This window comes from Paenibacillus phocaeensis, assembly GCF_900021165.1.
In the GTDB taxonomy this organism is placed as follows: Bacteria; Bacillota; Bacilli; order Paenibacillales; family Paenibacillaceae; genus Fontibacillus; species Fontibacillus phocaensis.
Map to the genome: position 1 here is coordinate 1 of NZ_FCOQ01000005.1, position 16,132 is coordinate 16,132.

Genomic DNA, 16,132 nt, shown 5'->3' on the forward strand with positions numbered 1-16,132 from the left:
TGCTCCGCCTTTCCCAAATCCCCCATGCGAGGAACTTGCGTATCCGGTATTAGCTACCGTTTCCGGTAGTTATCCCAGTCTTACGGGCAGGTTGCCTACGTGTTACTCACCCGTCCGCCGCTAACCAACAGGTTCCGAAGAACCTATTAGTCCGCTCGACTTGCATGTATTAGGCACGCCGCCAGCGTTCGTCCTGAGCCAGGATCAAACTCTCCAATAAAGGATGGAAGGAATCTCGAACCCGAAGGCGCCGAGGTCTTCCATCTAAGGTGTTTGACTTGCTCATTTAAACAAACTGACGAGATTTAAATCTCAGTTTATTACTCACTCGTTGTTCAGTTTTCAAAGATCAACTTCGTCATCGTCTTATCGGCGACAACTTTTATAGTATATCAGGATGTCCGCTCAATTGCAAGAACTTTTTTTCAACAGCAAGTTCTATCTTTTTTGCAAACCCCTCATCGCTGCGAGCGACTTTTATAATATACCAAACCTTAAGAACAAACACAAATGCAATACCTGGAAGTTCCCGAACGAAACGAGAATCTACTATATAAAAAGAAGCCTGCAATCCCTAAGGGACTACAGGCTTGAGAGGCCTTCGTTAAAATCCTTATCCTTGGCTGCCAAGGAAAATGTAGCGAAGAATAATAAGTACGAACAATACCCACATCAGCCAGTGGATGCTGTATTTCTTTTTGCCGAGCAAATTGGCTGCGCAAGCCAGCACCACATAGAATACAACACCAAACGAAATCCCGTTCGCAATATTATAGGTGAAAGGCATCATGGTTATTGTCAAGAAAGCAGGAATCGCTACGACCATATCCGTAAAATCGATCTCGCGAATCGATTGAACCATCAATACGCCGACGATAATCAAAGCGGCCGCCGTAGCGGAGCCTGGAATCAAGGCCGCGATCGGAGCGAGGAACAGCGCCGCCAGGAAGCAAAGACCAGTCGTAACGGCGGTAAGTCCGGTACGTCCGCCTTCTGCAACGCCCGCTGCACTTTCTACATATGCCGTCGTTGTGGAAGTCCCGAGCAGAGCGCCGCCAGTAACAGCCGCTGCGTCAACCAGCATGGCTTTGCCGACGCGTTTCTTGCCTTCTTCCGGATTCTTCATGATCCCGGCGCGAGAAGCCGTACCTACCAAAGTACCGAAGGTATCAAACAATTCCACGAAAGTAAAGGTCGCAATAGCGGAGATAATCCCAGTATGCAGAATGCCATCCCAGTCAAACCGCGCGAAGTTGATCTGCGTAAAGTCCGGAACCCAAGGCGTTTGCGGATCGGACAAGGTGCCGAAATCCACTACCCCCATCAACAAAGCAACGACCGTAGTTCCCAGAATCCCGAGCAAGATCGCACCGCGAACCTGCAGGACCATCAAGATTCCGATCAGCAACAAGCCGATCAAAGCAAGCTGGACATCGGTATTTCCTAGGCTGCCCAAGTGAATGACCGTTTCGAAGGATAACACATCGGTGTAGGTGTGAGCGGCAATATCGTTGCCGGCCTCCACGCCGATCGTCATCAGGCCGCTGTTTTTCAGACCGATAATGGTGATGAACAACCCGATCCCAACCGTGATCGCATGCTTCAGCGAGTCCGGAACCGCGTCCAGCAGCATTTGGCGCACCTTAGTTAAGGTCAATAAAATAAAGATCAGACCGGAAATGAATACGGCGGTCAAGCCCATTTCCCAAGTAAACGGATGATCTGTTGTTGCCGACGAGAGAACAACGGAAGCAAAGTATGCGTTAAGACCCATACCCGGCGCAAGCGCTACAGGAAAATTAATGAACAGGCCCATGGCGATCGTGAAAATCCCGGCGGATAGTGCCGTCGCCAAAAATACGGAATACCAACCCATCTCGATCTGACCAAAAGCCGTCAGCGTGTTCGGGTTGACCGTAAGGATGTAAGCCATCGCCATAAACGTGGTCAGGCCTGCCATAATTTCCGTACGTACCGTCGAACCGTTCTGTTTCAGTTTAAAGAACCGATCCATGATAAAATTACTCCCCCTTAGAATATGACAATCCAGGTTCAAAAAGCTGGCATTACAGCACCACTTTGCCTGCATTCCCTTCGGAAAACGACAAAAAGCCCGAGGCAACATCCCTCGGGTACCGTACATCCGGAAGAAACCTATTCGTTCCGAGAAACCTAAGGCTCTCAGCGAAGCAAGCCGGCGGCCAAGCCCGGGTGCCCCCGAACCGCTGCCTAGGATGCTTCAAAATCCGTTTCTTCCTTTCGTAGCCAGATCATTTACGGTGACCTCGTAGAGACTTCCGGGCCCATTCCCGGAATTATACGAAAAGGACTATGTGATTTTGTCGATATCCTGACAAGCCCCGTGACGAGGGCTTATCACATGATTTATTCTAGGCCGAGGCCCCCATCTTGTCAACAGAAAAAACGAATATTCGATAATGATCTAGCTTATATTGTTCGCCATTTGAATAAATCGTGAAAAGTTTACTAATCATTTACTTTCTCGGGCAGCATCGCCATTTGTTCGGCCAAAAATGAAAAAAGACCGCTCGTCCCTTAAAAGGAGCAAGCAGTCTTGATCAAAGCACCTATTCCCATTCAATCGTCGCCGGCGGCTTCGACGTAATGTCGTATACCACGCGGTTGACGTTGTCGACTTCGTTGACGATCCGCACGGAAATCTTCTCCAGTACATCCCACGGGATGCGCGCCCAGTCGGCGGTCATGCCGTCGATGGACGTTACGGCGCGGATGCCGACGGTGTAGGAGTAGGTGCGGGCATCGCCCATAACCCCTACGCTGCGCATGTTCGGCAGCGCCGTAAAGTATTGCCAAATCTCGCGATCCAGTCCGGCTTTGGCGATTTCATCACGCAGGATATAATCGGAATCCCGAACGATCTTCAATTTCTCCTCGGTGACTTCGCCCAAGACGCGGATGGCCAGCCCCGGTCCCGGGAACGGTTGTCTCCACACGATTTCCCGTGGCAATCCCAGCTCTTCGCCGACCTTGCGAACTTCATCCTTGAACAGCGTGTTCAGCGGCTCGATCAGCTTGAACTTCATATCCTCCGGCAGCCCGCCCACATTGTGATGGGATTTGATCGTTTGAGCCGTCGCAGTGCCGCTCTCGACGATGTCCGTATATAACGTTCCTTGGGCCAGGAACTTGAAGTCGTCGAATTTGGCCGACTCTTCATCAAATACGTAGATAAATTCGTTGCCGATGATTTTCCGCTTCCGCTCCGGATCATCTACGCCGGCCAGCTTCGTGAGGAAACGTTCGCGCGCATCGATCTTGACGACCTTCATGTCGAACTTGCCGACGAAGGTCTCCATCACGCTCTCCGCTTCCCCCTTGCGCAGCAGTCCGTGGTCGATGAACATGCAGGTCAGCTGATCGCCGATCGCTTTATGAATCAGCATGGCTACGACCGAAGAATCAACGCCGCCGCTCAAAGCGCACAGCACCTTGCCGTCTCCAACCTGGTCGCGAATATCGCGCACGGCATCTTCGATAAACGTCTCCATGCTCCAGTTGCCTTCACAGCCACAGATCTCATACAGGAAGTTGCGAATCATCTCGTTCCCGTGCACGGAATGCCGGACTTCCGGATGGAATTGCACGCCGTACATCTTGCGGTCCGGGTTCGCGAACCCGGCAATCGGCGCATGTTCCGTTGAAGCGTCGACCACGAAGCCGTTCGGAAGCTGGGTCACGTGATCGCCGTGGCTCATCCATACCGTCTGCTTCGCATCCAGTCCGCGGGTCAAAGCCGAATGTTCGGCAAAATCAACGTCCGCTTTGCCGTATTCGCGTTTCTCCGCACGTTCCACTTTGCCGCCAAGTTGATGCGCCATCAGTTGCATACCGTAGCAGATGCCGAAGATCGGCACGCCGAGATCGTACACGGCCGGGTCGATATGCGGCGCCTCTTCCGCGTAAACGCTGGACGGTCCACCCGAAAAGACGATGCCTTTCGGCGCGATTTCCCGCAGGCGCTCCACCGGCGTATTAAACGGCAGCAGTTCGCTGTACACGCCCAAGTCGCGGATCCTTCTTGCAATTAACTGATTGTATTGTCCTCCGAAATCAAGGACCACAATCATTTCATTTGGCTTATTCATGACCGAGCCTCCCTCAAATTATGACACCTATTATACGAAACGACAAAAGAGGTCGTCAAGGAAGCCCGGACGCCAAATTCAGCGGCGGTGAAAGGCCAACTTCCGGCATTGTTCCAGGAACTTCACACTTTCCTTACGCTCCGGACGCAGGCCCCCGTAATAGATCATCTCCCAGGTCCGGACGAACTGCTCAGCCGACTCCGCCTGTGCCGGATCCCCCTGAAAAGCGGCCTCCATATATTCCCGCGCTGTCATGGCCGCAGGTTTCGGTCCATAGACGAACGCCAGCTCGCGCCATACCCGATCCGCCGAAACCAGCAGCTCCCGGCGGCCGGGGAAGGTCCTTCGCAGAGCCAACCGTCCAAGCACGAGCTGCAACAAGTGGATGCGCTGCTTCACTTCCCTGGCCAGCAGCAAGACGAAACCAACACCCAACGTCAGGGCAGTCCAATCGAACAGACGCAGGCGGGGATTCATCCCGGCCAGCTGTTCCGAGGCCAGCTCGGTCAGCCGCGGCTGCAAGAGCTTGACTACTTCGGTTGCTTTGGCCAACAGCGGAAAGGCCCCCTCAGCAGTTGTGCTGCCAGGCCCCGGATCCGTCAGGGCGCTGACGCTTAAAGTCAAGGATTCGCCAAACCCCGGGGTTGGATCAAAGGGCACCCAGCCGGTCTCGGGAAAATACACCTCCACCCACGAATGCGCATCGGCATAAGTTACGGTATACCGATGCAGCTCTGTCGAACCTGTGCCGCCAGCGGCTGCGGAAGCGGGGACAACTCCGCTGGCCGCTTCGGCAGCAGCCGTAGCGGCGGAAGGCGCAGGGTCTCCCGGAGCAAAGCCCTTCACCCAACGAGCCGGGATTCCGCTGCTGCGAAGCAAGATCACCATGGCTGTCGAGAAATGGTCGCAGTAGCCGATGCGGTCAACGAACAGAAAGCGGTCGACGAAATCGGCATCTTCCGGCGGCTGGCGGGAATCCAGGCTATAAGTGTAACGGTGCTTCAGGTAGCTCTCGACGGCAGCAGCGACATCGTAGCGGCTGCTTGCTCCGGCGGCAAGCTGTTCGCCCAGCTTCCGCACCCGCTCCGGCAACGTATCCGGCAGCTGCAGAAAACGGTTCCGGATCTCCACGGGGTCCGGCCCCTCCTCCTGACGCAGCTCGGCGGCAGACGCCGTCGGCACCGCCGATGTCAGCTCATAGCCGTAAATCTGCTCCGCCGGAGCGGCGTAGTCGACGATCAAGGCATCGGCCCAGGCGTCGAACCGGGGTTCCACCTGCACCGGCTCATCCCGGTCACCGGCGAGAATCCGTTCCGCCTGAACCGGGAGCCCGCCCGACAGCAGCGCCACCCGGCCCGTCAACGGCGCTTCGAACGTGACCGTCTGCCGGATCAACTCCCGGCTCGTATCGACGCCGGCGACGGCGGCAACGGAGGTTTCGCCCGCGGCCGTTTCGCCCGTGAGATCGCCGGAGCGCTCTGTCCCGGCGATCGTGGGCGCACCTTCCCCGGCCGGTTGAATCCAGCCCCGGCCGGTGTACACGCTTTTGCTTTCGCCGCGCCAGTACGTATTATACGGCGACAACGCCGTAAAATACGGGTCATGGCGCAGGCGCAGCGGCGCGCCCAGCTTGGAGTCGTCCCGGCCGTAGCCGGATACGCTGATCGCCGCGGCGCTGCCCGGCTTGCCGGTCAACTCGGCTCCGCTCCAGTCCGACAAGCTGCGGGCCACCTGCTCCCAGGAGATCGCCCGCACCGGCTGCAGCGGCAGCAGCGAGCTGAGCAGCGCCGCACCAGCCACGCAGACGAGCACGACGCCCCCGCCGGCCACGCTCCCGGTCCCCCGGCTCGGCCCGCCCGGCCCGGACTCGCCGCGATGGAACGCTGCCGCTTGCAGCGCTAAGCCCAGCGCCGCCGAGCGGATGACGCCCAGATACAGTTCCAGGCTGGCGGCGGCTTCCAACACGAGCAAATAGATCACCGTGGCCGTCAAGAACAGCAAAATGCTCTGACGGGACAGCGCCAGCATCTGTACGGACACGACCAGCAACGTCCAGCCGATCAGGAGCAGCAGCGCCCGTGTCTCCATGCTGATCGCGTACAGTCGGCCCGTCCCCAGAAACACCTCCAGATCGGCGGCAATCGTCTGCGCGTACTCGGCAAACCACGACACCCCTTCCTCCCGCCCGAACAGATACAACATCGCACCGGCGATCAGAAGCGGCGGCAGTGGGGCAAATACACTGGACGGCAGCCTGAGGCAGCCAAACAGCAGGAGCATCCCGGTCAAAGTAAAAAACAACGGGATCAGTTCCGTTCGCCCGTCCGGCATCATGGCGTGCAGGGGATATAACCATTCCCCGAACATGCCAAATAACAACAACGTGATGACCATACGCAAGCCGACGGAAGGTGCCGAGGAACCGCCTCGGTGAGGCGCAGTTGCCGCGGCCAATGGGCCGCTGGCCGTAAGCTCTACATGCTTAGGCGCTGACATGTCCGCTCGCCTCCTTCCACTTGGACTGCGTCCGAAAGGAGGTTAAATCCGCCACCGGGAGGCCCCGCTCTCGCAGCCGGGCAGCCAACTGTGACGATGGCGCCGATCCGCCAAGCCCGCCGGCGCACCACACCTCCGCAGCCACGCCCAGCTCGGCCAAATGCAGCAAGTCCCCCGCCAATTCAGGCGTAAGGGCACCTGTGACGACGGTGAGGCTTTGCCCTTGGGAGAGCAGCTCGGACCAATCTCGCCGCAACAATTCTCCGGCGGACAAGCCGCTCCCCAAGCGAAGGCCGGCGAGCTGCTCCAGGCCGCCCAGCATGCCTTCGCGGCCGGCAACCCGGCAAGCCCCGGCCATCGCGCCGTGACTAAACCGAAGCTCGCCGGAAGCGGCGTCTCCCGCCTCGCGCGCGAGCCAAGTTGCAGCCGCCGAAACCGCCAGTTCAAACCCGGCGGGAGTGGCATAGTCTCCTTGCTGCGCGCTTAGCAGCAAATACTTTGGCATGACGCCTTGCTCCTCGGGGATACGCGAGAGCAGCTCCCCTTTTTTCGCAGAGTATTTCCAATGAATTCGCCGCAGAGGGTCCCCTGGAGTATAAGGTCTCAATCGGCCGGGAGCCGGCGAAGACATGACGAGCTGAGGCCGCCAAGCCCCGCCGCCCTCCTGTTCACCCCGCTCCTCCATCTCCGGCGGATCAGCCGCCAAAGGCAGGGGATGAATGACCACCACCTCGGATGCAACTGCCCGGCGGCTGCGTCTGAACCAGCCGAACGAATCTCCCCAGGTCAGTTGAACGAACGTGTCTTTGTAAACCCCTCGAGGCAATCCCTGAATCGTGTAGGTCACCCGGTAATCGCGGCGAAATCCGTTAAAAAACAAACTGCCGCCCCGGACTCCCGGGCGGTTGGTTCCTGCTCCTGCTGCGGCGTCAGCCTCTGTAAGCTCATCCTCAATCTGCAGCCAAATCGGCGGCAGGCCTCCTTCGCAGCGGACCGTCAGCGTGATATCGACCGGTTCGCCGGCAACCGGGAAGGCCGGCTGCCACGCCCGCTCGACCTTAAATCGTCGCGGGCCAAAGGCTTGCGCCAATGCGCCTTGCAGCAGGATCAACCCGGCCAGCACCAGCAAAAATAAAGCCGATGCCCCGCCGCGCCAAGCGTACCACCCCCAAAGCGCCCCAGCAAACAGGATCGCGATTGTCCATCCCCATCCTGCCCTCTTCATGAGGAGGCCCCCGATGCCCGCGCAAAAATCGGCACACTCACCTTGGCCAACACCTCGGCCAGCGCTTGCTCCCCTCCGATTCCGGCGAGCTTCGCTTCCGTTCGAAGCACGATTCGATGCGTCAACACCGCGGGGGCGACCGTCTTCACATCGTCCGGCGTGACGAATGAACGTCCTTTGAAATACGCCATCGCCTGCGCTGCCCCCATCCAAGCGAGCGTTGCCCGGGGACTTAAACCTAGCGCGATTTGCGGATGGCGTCGGGAGATGTCCGCGGCTCCAACCATGTAGCGCTTGATCACCTCGTCTACTATTACGCCGCGCACTTGACGCTGCATAGCGGCCATTTCCTCCGGCAGCAGTACCGGCTTCAATTCAGCAAGGTTCGGCGGATCCTGCATCCGGCCGAGCATATCCACCTCTTGCTCCGGCTTCGGGTAACCCAGCGTCAGGCGCATCAAGAACCGATCCAGCTGCGCCTCCGGCAGGCGGTAGGTTCCTTCGTACTCCAGCGGATTTTGCGTAGCCAGGAGCAAAAACGGCTTCGGCAATGCCCGCGTCACTCCGTCAATGGTCACTTTCCGCTCTTCCATCGCTTCCAATAAAGCCGATTGTGTCCGCGGCGCCGCCCGATTGATCTCATCGGCCAGCACGACATTGGCAAACACCGGGCCGGGCCGAAACTCAAACTGGCCGCTCTGCGCATGGTACACCGTGACTCCCGTCACATCCGAAGGCAGCAGATCCGACGTAAACTGGATGCGTCCGAACGATCCGCCGATACAGGCTGCCAGCGTGCGTACCAGCATCGTTTTGCCCACGCCGGGCACATCCTCCAGCAAAATATGTCCGCCGCTCAGCATTGCCACCACCGCGAGCTCGATCTCCGCTTTTTTTCCAACAATTACCCGATCTACCTTATGAACAAGCCGCTCCAACAGCGCCTGTGCTTGATCGTGATTCATCGAGATTTCCCCCTCCATTTCTCAAACCATGGTCGTAATCTATCAACCAGTTTCTCCAGAAACTAGAGGAAATAGACATGGAAGAGAGAAGGGTTCCGTCTGCCCTGACTATGAAGCTGTGACCCGCCGTTCCTCTGCAGTAGAGACCGCTTCGACGATCGGATGGTTCAACGCCTCCAGCAGCGGGCGAAGCGGAATCCATAACGCCTGCGCTTTGCGATCAAACGTCACACTCCATTCGGAGGCAGCCCCGTCCTTGTGTTCGGCGGTCAGCACCCCGCGCCGCGTATCGGCAATGACCGAAGTGTCCCCCCAGACGATAAACGCACTTTGCGTGGCTCCGCTCCAGTAAACCTCGGCGCCCAGCCGTTCCATCACCGTGCGAACAGGCGCCAGATACTGGCCGTCCTGCATCTCGTATTCCCCGGCCGCAAGGCGCATTTGCACGCCGCCCGCCTCTACTGTTAACGGCAGCTCCGGTTTAAACCAAGCCGCATTCGGAACGACATTGGACGCGATCCATTCGGCCGACGGGGTTGGGCGGTTTTTCTTGCCTGTCCCGGGATCCAGCCTGAATTGAACGGGCTGTTGTTCCGCTGACAGTGCACGAAACTCGTAACCCAGCTTCTTATAGTAACGGATGATCTCCGGCAGCGCCTTGACCGTCTCCGCGTGTCCTCCGCCGTCATGCATCAGCACGATGACCTGGTCCTGAGGTTTCTCCTTCTTGACGTTGTTTAAGATTTCATTCGCCGGAACGCCCTTGCGTTTAGAATCGCCGCTATCCACATTCCAGTCGAACACTTTATATCCGCCTTGCTCCAACAGGTTGAAATACGTCTTGTCAAAATGCCCGTAGGTGCCGCCCGGCGCACGCACCAGCGGCGTGCGTTCCCCCGTAATTTCCCGCAGCGCCTCTTCTGTCGCCTTGACCTGCTTCCAGAAATGGCCAAAGCTGTCGTACAGCGAGGCATAATCATGGTTATAGGTGTGATTCCCCAAGGTATGGCCGCCGTCGACGATCCGCCGGATCACCTCCGGATACCGTTTGACCTGTTCGCCAAGTACGAAGAAGGTGGCAGTGATCTCTTCTTTTTTCAAAATCTCGAGTACCTCGTCCGTATGCGGGCTTGGCCCGTCGTCAAACGTCAAATAGACCGTCTTGCCTTGCGCTTCCTGCTTCGTTGCCTTTGGGACATCCGCTTTGTTGGGCTTCACCCCTGCCAAAGCCCCCGGCGCTGCCGCCCTGCCTGTAACCGGCATAGTTATGGTTTGCACTTTCCGGGATGCAGCAGAGACAGTTGTAGTTGCAGGTGCAATTACAGGTGAAATTGCAGCGCTATTCCCTTTATTTGTTGCGGTTCGGCCCGCAGTTTGCTCCTTCATGGCATGGGCCTTCAGCTCGGGCATGCCTTGCGGCTGGAAGCCCAGCGGTGCACCGACCGCAGCGATCAATACCAAAGTAAGCAGCAGCATACGAACCAGCATAAGTCCGGAAATTCGTTTGGGTTTCATCTACTTTCTACCTCCGCAGCTAGGATCAAATTCTTTTCTATGAATCCGTTGGCTATCTGGTAGATTGTATGAAGGCAGAGAATAATATAGACTTCCTTCCTCCATTAAAATTGTTCCGAACATCCGCCGATGCTTCATTTTCTCCAACCGCAGCTCATCGAGTTGAGTACATGAAAAAAAACGCCCCCTCCTGCCCAAAGCGCAAGATGGAGCGTTAGGTTAATAGATGTCAGTTCGTTCGGACGGTTAGCTTGTCTCCGTCTCCCGAAGGGCCTCCAACACCTGTTCGGCATGCCCTTTCACTCGGACCCCGCGCCATTCGCGGAGCAGCTTGCCCTCCTCATCGAGGAGGAACGTGGAGCGGACGATGCCTTCGAATTCGCGGCCGTACATTTTTTTCAACTGCCACACGCCAAAGCTCCGGCACACTTCATGGGACTCGTCCGAGAGAAGCGGGAAGTTAAGCCCCTGCTTCTGGGCGAACCTTCCGTGCGATTTCACCGAATCCCCGCTGATGCCAAGCACCACGGCCCCGTATTCGCCATACGCCTGGGCGAGATCGCGGAAATCGCAAGCTTCCTGAGTGCAAGCCGGAGTTGAATCCTTGGGATAAAAATAAAGAACGACCTTGCGGCCGCGAAATTGCGATAGCGTGATTTCCTCCCCGTTGTCTGCGGGCAGACGAATATCGGGAACGGGCTTGCCGATTTGCACTTGCTGCAGTTGTTTCGACATCTTAACTCCTCCTCTGGCCTATCCAACCCTGAAATTGATTGTATTTACAAAAAAAATTATAATGTAAAGATGCATGTAGTATCTATAGTAGTATCAGTATCTGTAATAGCAACCGAATTTATCGTACGATCTGAAAGGAACGAACCCAATGACCAAACGCACAAAACGGGCGATTCTCTGGTCGGTGATCGGCGTAGTTGTCGTTCTGGCCGCCCTTGCCGCCTACTATTTTACCGCCATCTACAACCAGGTAGACCATTTTCAAAAAGAAGGGGAGCAGTCTCCTTTCTATAACGTGCAGCCCACCGAAACGAAGGTGCCGGAGCCGCCTAAATGGGAGGGTACGGAACGCGTAAACATCCTGTTGATGGGCGTGGATGCGCGCGGCTTGAAGAAGGGGGAAATCCCCCGCTCCGACACGATGCTGGTCGCTTCTCTGGATCCGGTAGGCAAGAAGGCTTACCTCTTCTCGATCCTGCGCGATACGTACACGAAAATTCCGGAACACGGCTCGGACCGGATCAACACGGCGATCACCCACGGCCCGAATACGGCGATGCAGGCGGTCTCCGATCTGCTGGGCATCCCGATCCAATATTATGTGTATACCGACTTCCAAGGATTCATCGAGCTGGTGGATGCGGTTGGCGGGGTGGATTTTTACGTGGAAAAAGATATGCACTACACCAGCAAAGCGGATAACCATGAATACGACATCGATCTGAAAAAAGGACAGCAGCACCTCGACGGTAAAACGGCGCTGCAATACGTCCGCTTCCGGCACGATGCCCTGTCCGACTACACCCGGACCGAGCGGCAGCGCAACTTCCTGAAGGCGGTCGCGGATAAATTGAAATCGACGACTTCGATCATGAAGCTGCCTTCGATTCTCGAGAAAATCAATCCTTACATCGACACGAACCTGTCGGTTCAGGATATGTGGAAGCTGGCTACCGTCGGGTATGACGCGCAAATGAGCGCCAGCGAGCAGATCCCGCCGATGGACCTGCTGGTCGAGAAAACCGTTGGCGGTTCGTCCGTGCTCGGCGTTCGCAGTGAAGAGGAATTGAAGCAATACGTGCAGGACGTATTTAATAAAGTCGAAGAAACAGGCACCGGCGATGGGTCCGAAAACGGCAGCGGGGCTGGCGGAGCCGAGGGCAGCGACAGTGGCCGCGATGCCGGTGACGGTGGTGGTGGCACCGGCCGAACGGGGGCGAACGCCGGAAGCGACGGGAACCTGGAGGCTTCGTCCTCCAGCCCTTGAGGCTGGGGGAGCCTTCTGCGGAGAGGAGCGCCGGCCGGTTAGGGCTGGGGAAGCCTACTCCATAGGGGGCGTTGGCCGGAGTTGGCCAGGAAGCTCGCTCCGGTCAGGCCGGGCGAGACTTTGCTCGAGGCGAGCGACGAGCCCGTAGCGCTGGGGCCGCCACAGAGAGAAGGTCGCCTCTCTATGGCGGCCGTTGGCGGCGGTCTTGGCCGGTCGGTGCTGGCCTGCGGCACTCGGTATCCGTTGGCTGTGCTGATCGACGGCGATCGCATTGAGCCGCGGCGCTCGGCACCCGTTGGCGCACAGTGGGCCGTACCCTCACGGCCGTTGGCTGCGCTGATCGACGACGACCATGGTGGGCCGTGGCCCTTGGCATCCGTTGGCTGCGCAGATCAACATCGATCGCATTGAGCCGCGGGCTCGGCGGCCGTTGGCACACAGTGGGCCGTGCCCTCATGGCCGTTGGCTGCGCTGATCGACGACGACCATGGTGGGCCGTGGCCCTTGGCATCCGTCGGCGCGCTGATCAACAGCGATCGCATTGAGCCGCGGCGCTCGGCGGCCGTTGGCGGTGAGCACCTAACTGCCGCGAATCGTCCCCCAACCGCAACCAGATGCAAAAGTGCAGTTCATTTTCGCTAATTAGGCTCCATCCCACCCGTCGGATGCAAAAGTGCAGTTCATTTTCGCCATAAAGGAATTTTGGGGACGCATGACGCTAGATGAGATGCACTTTTGCATCTCACCGCTCGAAAATGCCGATTTCGCGGAAAATCAGATGCACTTTTGCAGTTGGGTCGCACCATGATTCAAGTTTAGCTCATCATAACGGCGATTTAACCAGAAAGGAAGTATAGAAAGATGAATCGATCGCAATCGGAACGATTGTACGAAGAAGCGTTGCAGCATATCGTAGGTGGCGTCAACAGCCCCTCCCGCTCATTCAAGGCGGTTGGCGGCGGGGCGCCTGTTTTTATGAAAAAAGCCGAGGGCGCGTACTTTTGGGACGTGGACGGGAACCGTTACGTCGATTATCTGGCAGCATACGGCCCGATCATTACCGGACATGCCCATCCGCACATCACGAAAGCGATCCAGGAGGCAGCGGCGAACGGCACGTTGTACGGCACGCCAACCGAGTTGGAGATTCGCTTGGCCGTCATGCTCAAGGAAGCGATCCCCTCGATGGATAAGGTGCGCTTCGTCAACTCCGGCACGGAAGCGGTCATGACCACAATCCGTGTCGCCCGCGCCTATACGAAGCGGAACAAGATCATCAAATTCGCCGGGTGCTACCACGGCCATTCTGATCTCGTGCTCGTGGCCGCCGGCTCCGGCCCGTCCACGCTGGGCATCCCCGACAGCGCCGGCATTCCGACCAGCATCGCGCACGAGGTGATCACCGTGCCGTTTAACGATGCTTCGGCGCTGCAAGAGGCGCTCGACCGTTGGGGCGACGACGTCGCCGCCGTCATGGTCGAGCCGATCGTCGGGAACTTCGGCATGGTGATGCCGAAGCCCGGGTTCTTGGAAGAGCTCTGCCGGCTCGCGCGGCAGTACGGCGCCCTCGTCATCTACGACGAGGTCATTACAGCCTTCCGCTTCCACTACGGCTCGGCGCAAACCTACGCCGGCCTCTCGAATCACGAAGCGATCCGGCCAGACCTGACCGCCCTCGGCAAAATCATCGGCGGCGGGCTGCCGATCGGCGCGTACGGCGGCAGCAAGGAGATCATGGAGCAGGTGGCGCCGCTGGGTCCGGCCTATCAGGCCGGAACGATGGCGGGGAACCCTGCGTCCATCTCCGCCGGCATCGCCTGCCTCGAGGTGCTGCAGGGCGCCGGGGTCTACGACGAGATGGACCGCCTCGCCGTGAAGCTGACCGACGGCCTGGCCGAGTCGGCCCGTCGCCACGGGGTGCCGCTGACGATCAACCGGATCCGCGGCTCGTTCTCGACGCATTTCTGCGACCACCCGGTCACGAATTACGACGAGGCGCAAGACACCGACGGCGAAGCGTTCGCCGCCTTCTTCCGCGCCATGCTGAACCGCGGCGTCAACCTCGCTCCGTCCAAATACGAAGCCTGGTTCCTGACGACAGCGCACACGGAAGCCGATATCGACTTCACGTTGGAAGCCGCCGAGGCTTCGTTCAAAGAAATCGCCCGATAAAATAACAAAGTCTGCCCGGTTCGTTGGATACGATCCTGACAGACTTTTTTTTCGATCAGAGGTTCCCCTGGTTTCGTCCCATTTACGATTCTGCGGGAACGTTCTATACTACAAGAAGCTTAAATACTAAAGGATGTCGTGACTATGCCTATGCTGCAAACGTTGAATCGACAACTGAACAGATGGATGCCTTTGATCACGCCTGCCAGCATCTTGATTGGCGTCCTTTTCGGGAGTCGTCTGGCCCCCTATACGTACCTGTCCCCGTGGCTGTTTGCCTTCATGACCTTTGCCGGGAGCATCAGCCTCAGCTTCAGGGATTTCCTGAATGTACTCAAAAAACCGCTCCCCCTCCTACTCTGCCTGTTCATCCTCCATTTGGCCATGCCGCTGATCGCTATGGGGATGGGGCATCTGGCATTTCCGGGGGATTTCTATACGATTACCGGCTTCATTCTCGCTGCGGCGATCCCAACCGGAGTTAGCAGCTTTGTCTGGGTGAGCATCTATAAGGGCAACATCGCCTTAACCCTGTCGATTATCCTGATCGATACGCTGCTGGCCCCGTTTGTCGTTCCCGGCATCCTGTCGCTGCTGGTCGGCACCAGCGTCCGGCTTGATGCGGCGGCGATGATGGCCAGCCTGTTCTGGATGATCGTCGTCCCGTCGCTGCTCGGCATGCTGCTGAACCAATGGAGCAAAGGCCGCGTGATCGCTTCCTGGGGACCGTGGATGAACCCGGTCTCGAAGCTCGCGATGGCTTCTGTTGTGGCGATCAACGGCGCGGTGGTCGCGCCTTACTTGACCGACTTCCGCCCGCGGCTGCTGGGCCTCGCCGCGATCATCGTCACGCTCGCGGCGATCGGCTACCTGCTTGGCTTCGGCTTGTCCCGGCTGATCGGCCTGAACGAAGCCGACAAGGTGGCGCTTGTCTTCAACGGCGGCATGCGCAACATCAGCGCCGGCGCGGTGCTGGCCGTCACCTATTTCCCCGCCCCGGTCGCCGTGCCGGTCGTGCTGGGCATGGTGTTCCAGCAGATGATGGCCTCCCTTGTTGGCCTGGTGCTGGAACGACAAGCCCGTGCACGCCAGCAGAAGGACAACACGGCGACGGCGGCGTGATTGGTGATTGGTCGCGTTCGACACTGCTTGTTCACCCGCACTAACGTGCCAAGCGCTCTCCGCCGCTCCCTTCTAACGGAACCAGATGACGTTATCCGTTCATTTCCCGGTTATTTCCCAGCCTAACGGAATCAGTTGACGTTATTTGGCCTAAACAAGCGCTGAACAGCGCCCAAGCCCCGGAATAACGTCTCTCAGTTCCGTTAAATCTCTAGAAGGACGCAGCAGCCTCAAGTAAGGTCTCTGAGTTCCGTTAGCGGTACTGAAACACCGCACCCCGCACATCCGCCGCACCTTCATTCCTTCCCCGCCTCTCTACTCCGCCATGGCTACTTGCGCCTCACCGCTCACCACCAGCCACATCTTTCCCTTCGCCGCTCGCCACCCTGCCACATCCTTCGATTCACCTCTCGTCGCCAACCCGCGTCCTTCGCTTCGTCCGCTCGCCACCAGCCCACATCTTTCCCTTCACCGCTCGCCACCCAGCCGCATCCAACGCAAAAAGGCC

11 protein-coding genes, 1 rRNA gene and 1 riboswitch are annotated in these 16,132 nt (G+C 58.0%); of the genes, 3 read left to right on the forward strand and 9 right to left on the reverse strand.

From position 1 onward, the window contains the following. From BN3795_RS00175 to bcp, 8 genes are all read right to left on the reverse strand, one after another. Positions 1-220: ribosomal RNA gene (locus BN3795_RS00175) — 16S ribosomal RNA — on the reverse strand; the annotation flags it as partial. Between the two features lie 393 nt (positions 221-613). Continuing rightward, complete coding sequence (locus BN3795_RS00180; protein ID WP_068782737.1) at positions 614-2,014, reverse strand: NCS2 family permease; 1,401 nt, start codon at positions 2,012-2,014, stop codon at positions 614-616. Between the two features lie 228 nt (positions 2,015-2,242). Beyond that, a riboswitch (purine riboswitch) is annotated at positions 2,243-2,343 on the reverse strand. Between the two features lie 245 nt (positions 2,344-2,588). After that, a complete protein-coding gene (guaA, locus tag BN3795_RS00185; protein ID WP_068782738.1) occupies positions 2,589-4,127 on the reverse strand; it encodes a glutamine-hydrolyzing GMP synthase in 1,539 nt (512 codons plus the stop codon). A 78-nt stretch (positions 4,128-4,205) separates the two neighbouring features. Further along, positions 4,206-6,623 (reverse strand): DUF4129 domain-containing transglutaminase family protein, encoded by a 2,418-nt coding sequence (locus tag BN3795_RS00190; RefSeq protein ID WP_068782739.1) that lies wholly within the window; start codon positions 6,621-6,623, stop codon positions 4,206-4,208. Then, the gene (locus BN3795_RS00195; protein WP_068782740.1) at positions 6,610-7,848 is read right to left on the reverse strand and encodes a DUF58 domain-containing protein; all 1,239 of its coding nucleotides are present in this window, start codon (positions 7,846-7,848) and stop codon (positions 6,610-6,612) included. Before BN3795_RS00195 ends, BN3795_RS00190 begins: the two co-directional genes overlap by 14 nt. Next, positions 7,845-8,813, reverse strand: a complete 969-nt coding sequence (locus BN3795_RS00200) for an AAA family ATPase (RefSeq protein ID WP_068782741.1) — start codon at positions 8,811-8,813, stop codon at positions 7,845-7,847. The genes BN3795_RS00195 and BN3795_RS00200 overlap by 4 nt, the downstream gene beginning before the upstream one ends. 108 nt (positions 8,814-8,921) lie before the next feature. Continuing rightward, entirely contained in the window at positions 8,922-10,328 is a 1,407-nt protein-coding gene (locus tag BN3795_RS00205; protein WP_068782742.1) for a polysaccharide deacetylase, read from the reverse strand. Between the two features lie 246 nt (positions 10,329-10,574). After that, positions 10,575-11,063, reverse strand: a complete 489-nt coding sequence (bcp, locus tag BN3795_RS00210; protein ID WP_068782743.1) for a thioredoxin-dependent thiol peroxidase — start codon at positions 11,061-11,063, stop codon at positions 10,575-10,577. Positions 11,064-11,211: 148 nt separating this feature from the next. Between bcp and BN3795_RS00215 the strand changes: the two genes are divergently transcribed. From BN3795_RS00215 to BN3795_RS00230, 3 genes are all read left to right on the forward strand, one after another. After that, on the forward strand, positions 11,212-12,330 hold the full coding sequence (locus BN3795_RS00215) for an LCP family protein (RefSeq protein ID WP_068782744.1): 1,119 nt from the start codon (positions 11,212-11,214) through the stop codon (positions 12,328-12,330). Between the two features lie 861 nt (positions 12,331-13,191). Beyond that, positions 13,192-14,502 carry a glutamate-1-semialdehyde 2,1-aminomutase gene (locus BN3795_RS00225; RefSeq protein WP_068782746.1) on the forward strand — a complete coding sequence of 437 codons (1,311 nt, stop codon included), beginning with the start codon at positions 13,192-13,194 and terminating at the stop codon, positions 14,500-14,502. Positions 14,503-14,652: 150 nt separating this feature from the next. Further along, positions 14,653-15,624, forward strand: coding sequence for a bile acid:sodium symporter family protein (locus BN3795_RS00230; RefSeq protein WP_068782795.1), 972 nt, complete (start codon positions 14,653-14,655; stop codon positions 15,622-15,624). A gap of 315 nt (positions 15,625-15,939) precedes the next feature. Here BN3795_RS00230 and BN3795_RS26040 read toward each other — a convergent pair whose 3' ends face one another. Continuing rightward, positions 15,940-16,074, reverse strand: coding sequence for a hypothetical protein (locus tag BN3795_RS26040; protein WP_269800202.1), 135 nt, complete (start codon positions 16,072-16,074; stop codon positions 15,940-15,942). Between the last annotated feature and the right edge of the window lie 58 nt (positions 16,075-16,132).

Excerpts from the sequence above, each read along its gene's own strand:
- BN3795_RS00200 (WP_068782741.1), bottom strand. The coding sequence starts at position 8,813 with ATGAATCACGATCAAGCACAGGCGCTGTTGGAGCGGCTTGTTCATAAG.
- bcp (WP_068782743.1), bottom strand. The coding sequence starts at position 11,063 with ATGTCGAAACAACTGCAGCAAGTGCAAATCGGCAAGCCCGTTCCCGAT.
- BN3795_RS00195 (WP_068782740.1), bottom strand. The coding sequence starts at position 7,848 with ATGAAGAGGGCAGGATGGGGATGGACAATCGCGATCCTGTTTGCTGGG.
- guaA (WP_068782738.1), bottom strand. The coding sequence starts at position 4,127 with ATGAATAAGCCAAATGAAATGATTGTGGTCCTTGATTTCGGAGGACAA.
- BN3795_RS00190 (WP_068782739.1), bottom strand. The coding sequence starts at position 6,623 with ATGTCAGCGCCTAAGCATGTAGAGCTTACGGCCAGCGGCCCATTGGCC.
- BN3795_RS00180 (WP_068782737.1), bottom strand. The coding sequence starts at position 2,014 with ATGGATCGGTTCTTTAAACTGAAACAGAACGGTTCGACGGTACGTACG.
- BN3795_RS00205 (WP_068782742.1), bottom strand. The coding sequence starts at position 10,328 with ATGAAACCCAAACGAATTTCCGGACTTATGCTGGTTCGTATGCTGCTG.
- BN3795_RS00215 (WP_068782744.1), top strand. The coding sequence starts at position 11,212 with ATGACCAAACGCACAAAACGGGCGATTCTCTGGTCGGTGATCGGCGTA.
- BN3795_RS00225 (WP_068782746.1), top strand. The coding sequence starts at position 13,192 with ATGAATCGATCGCAATCGGAACGATTGTACGAAGAAGCGTTGCAGCAT.
- BN3795_RS00230 (WP_068782795.1), top strand. The coding sequence starts at position 14,653 with ATGCTGCAAACGTTGAATCGACAACTGAACAGATGGATGCCTTTGATC.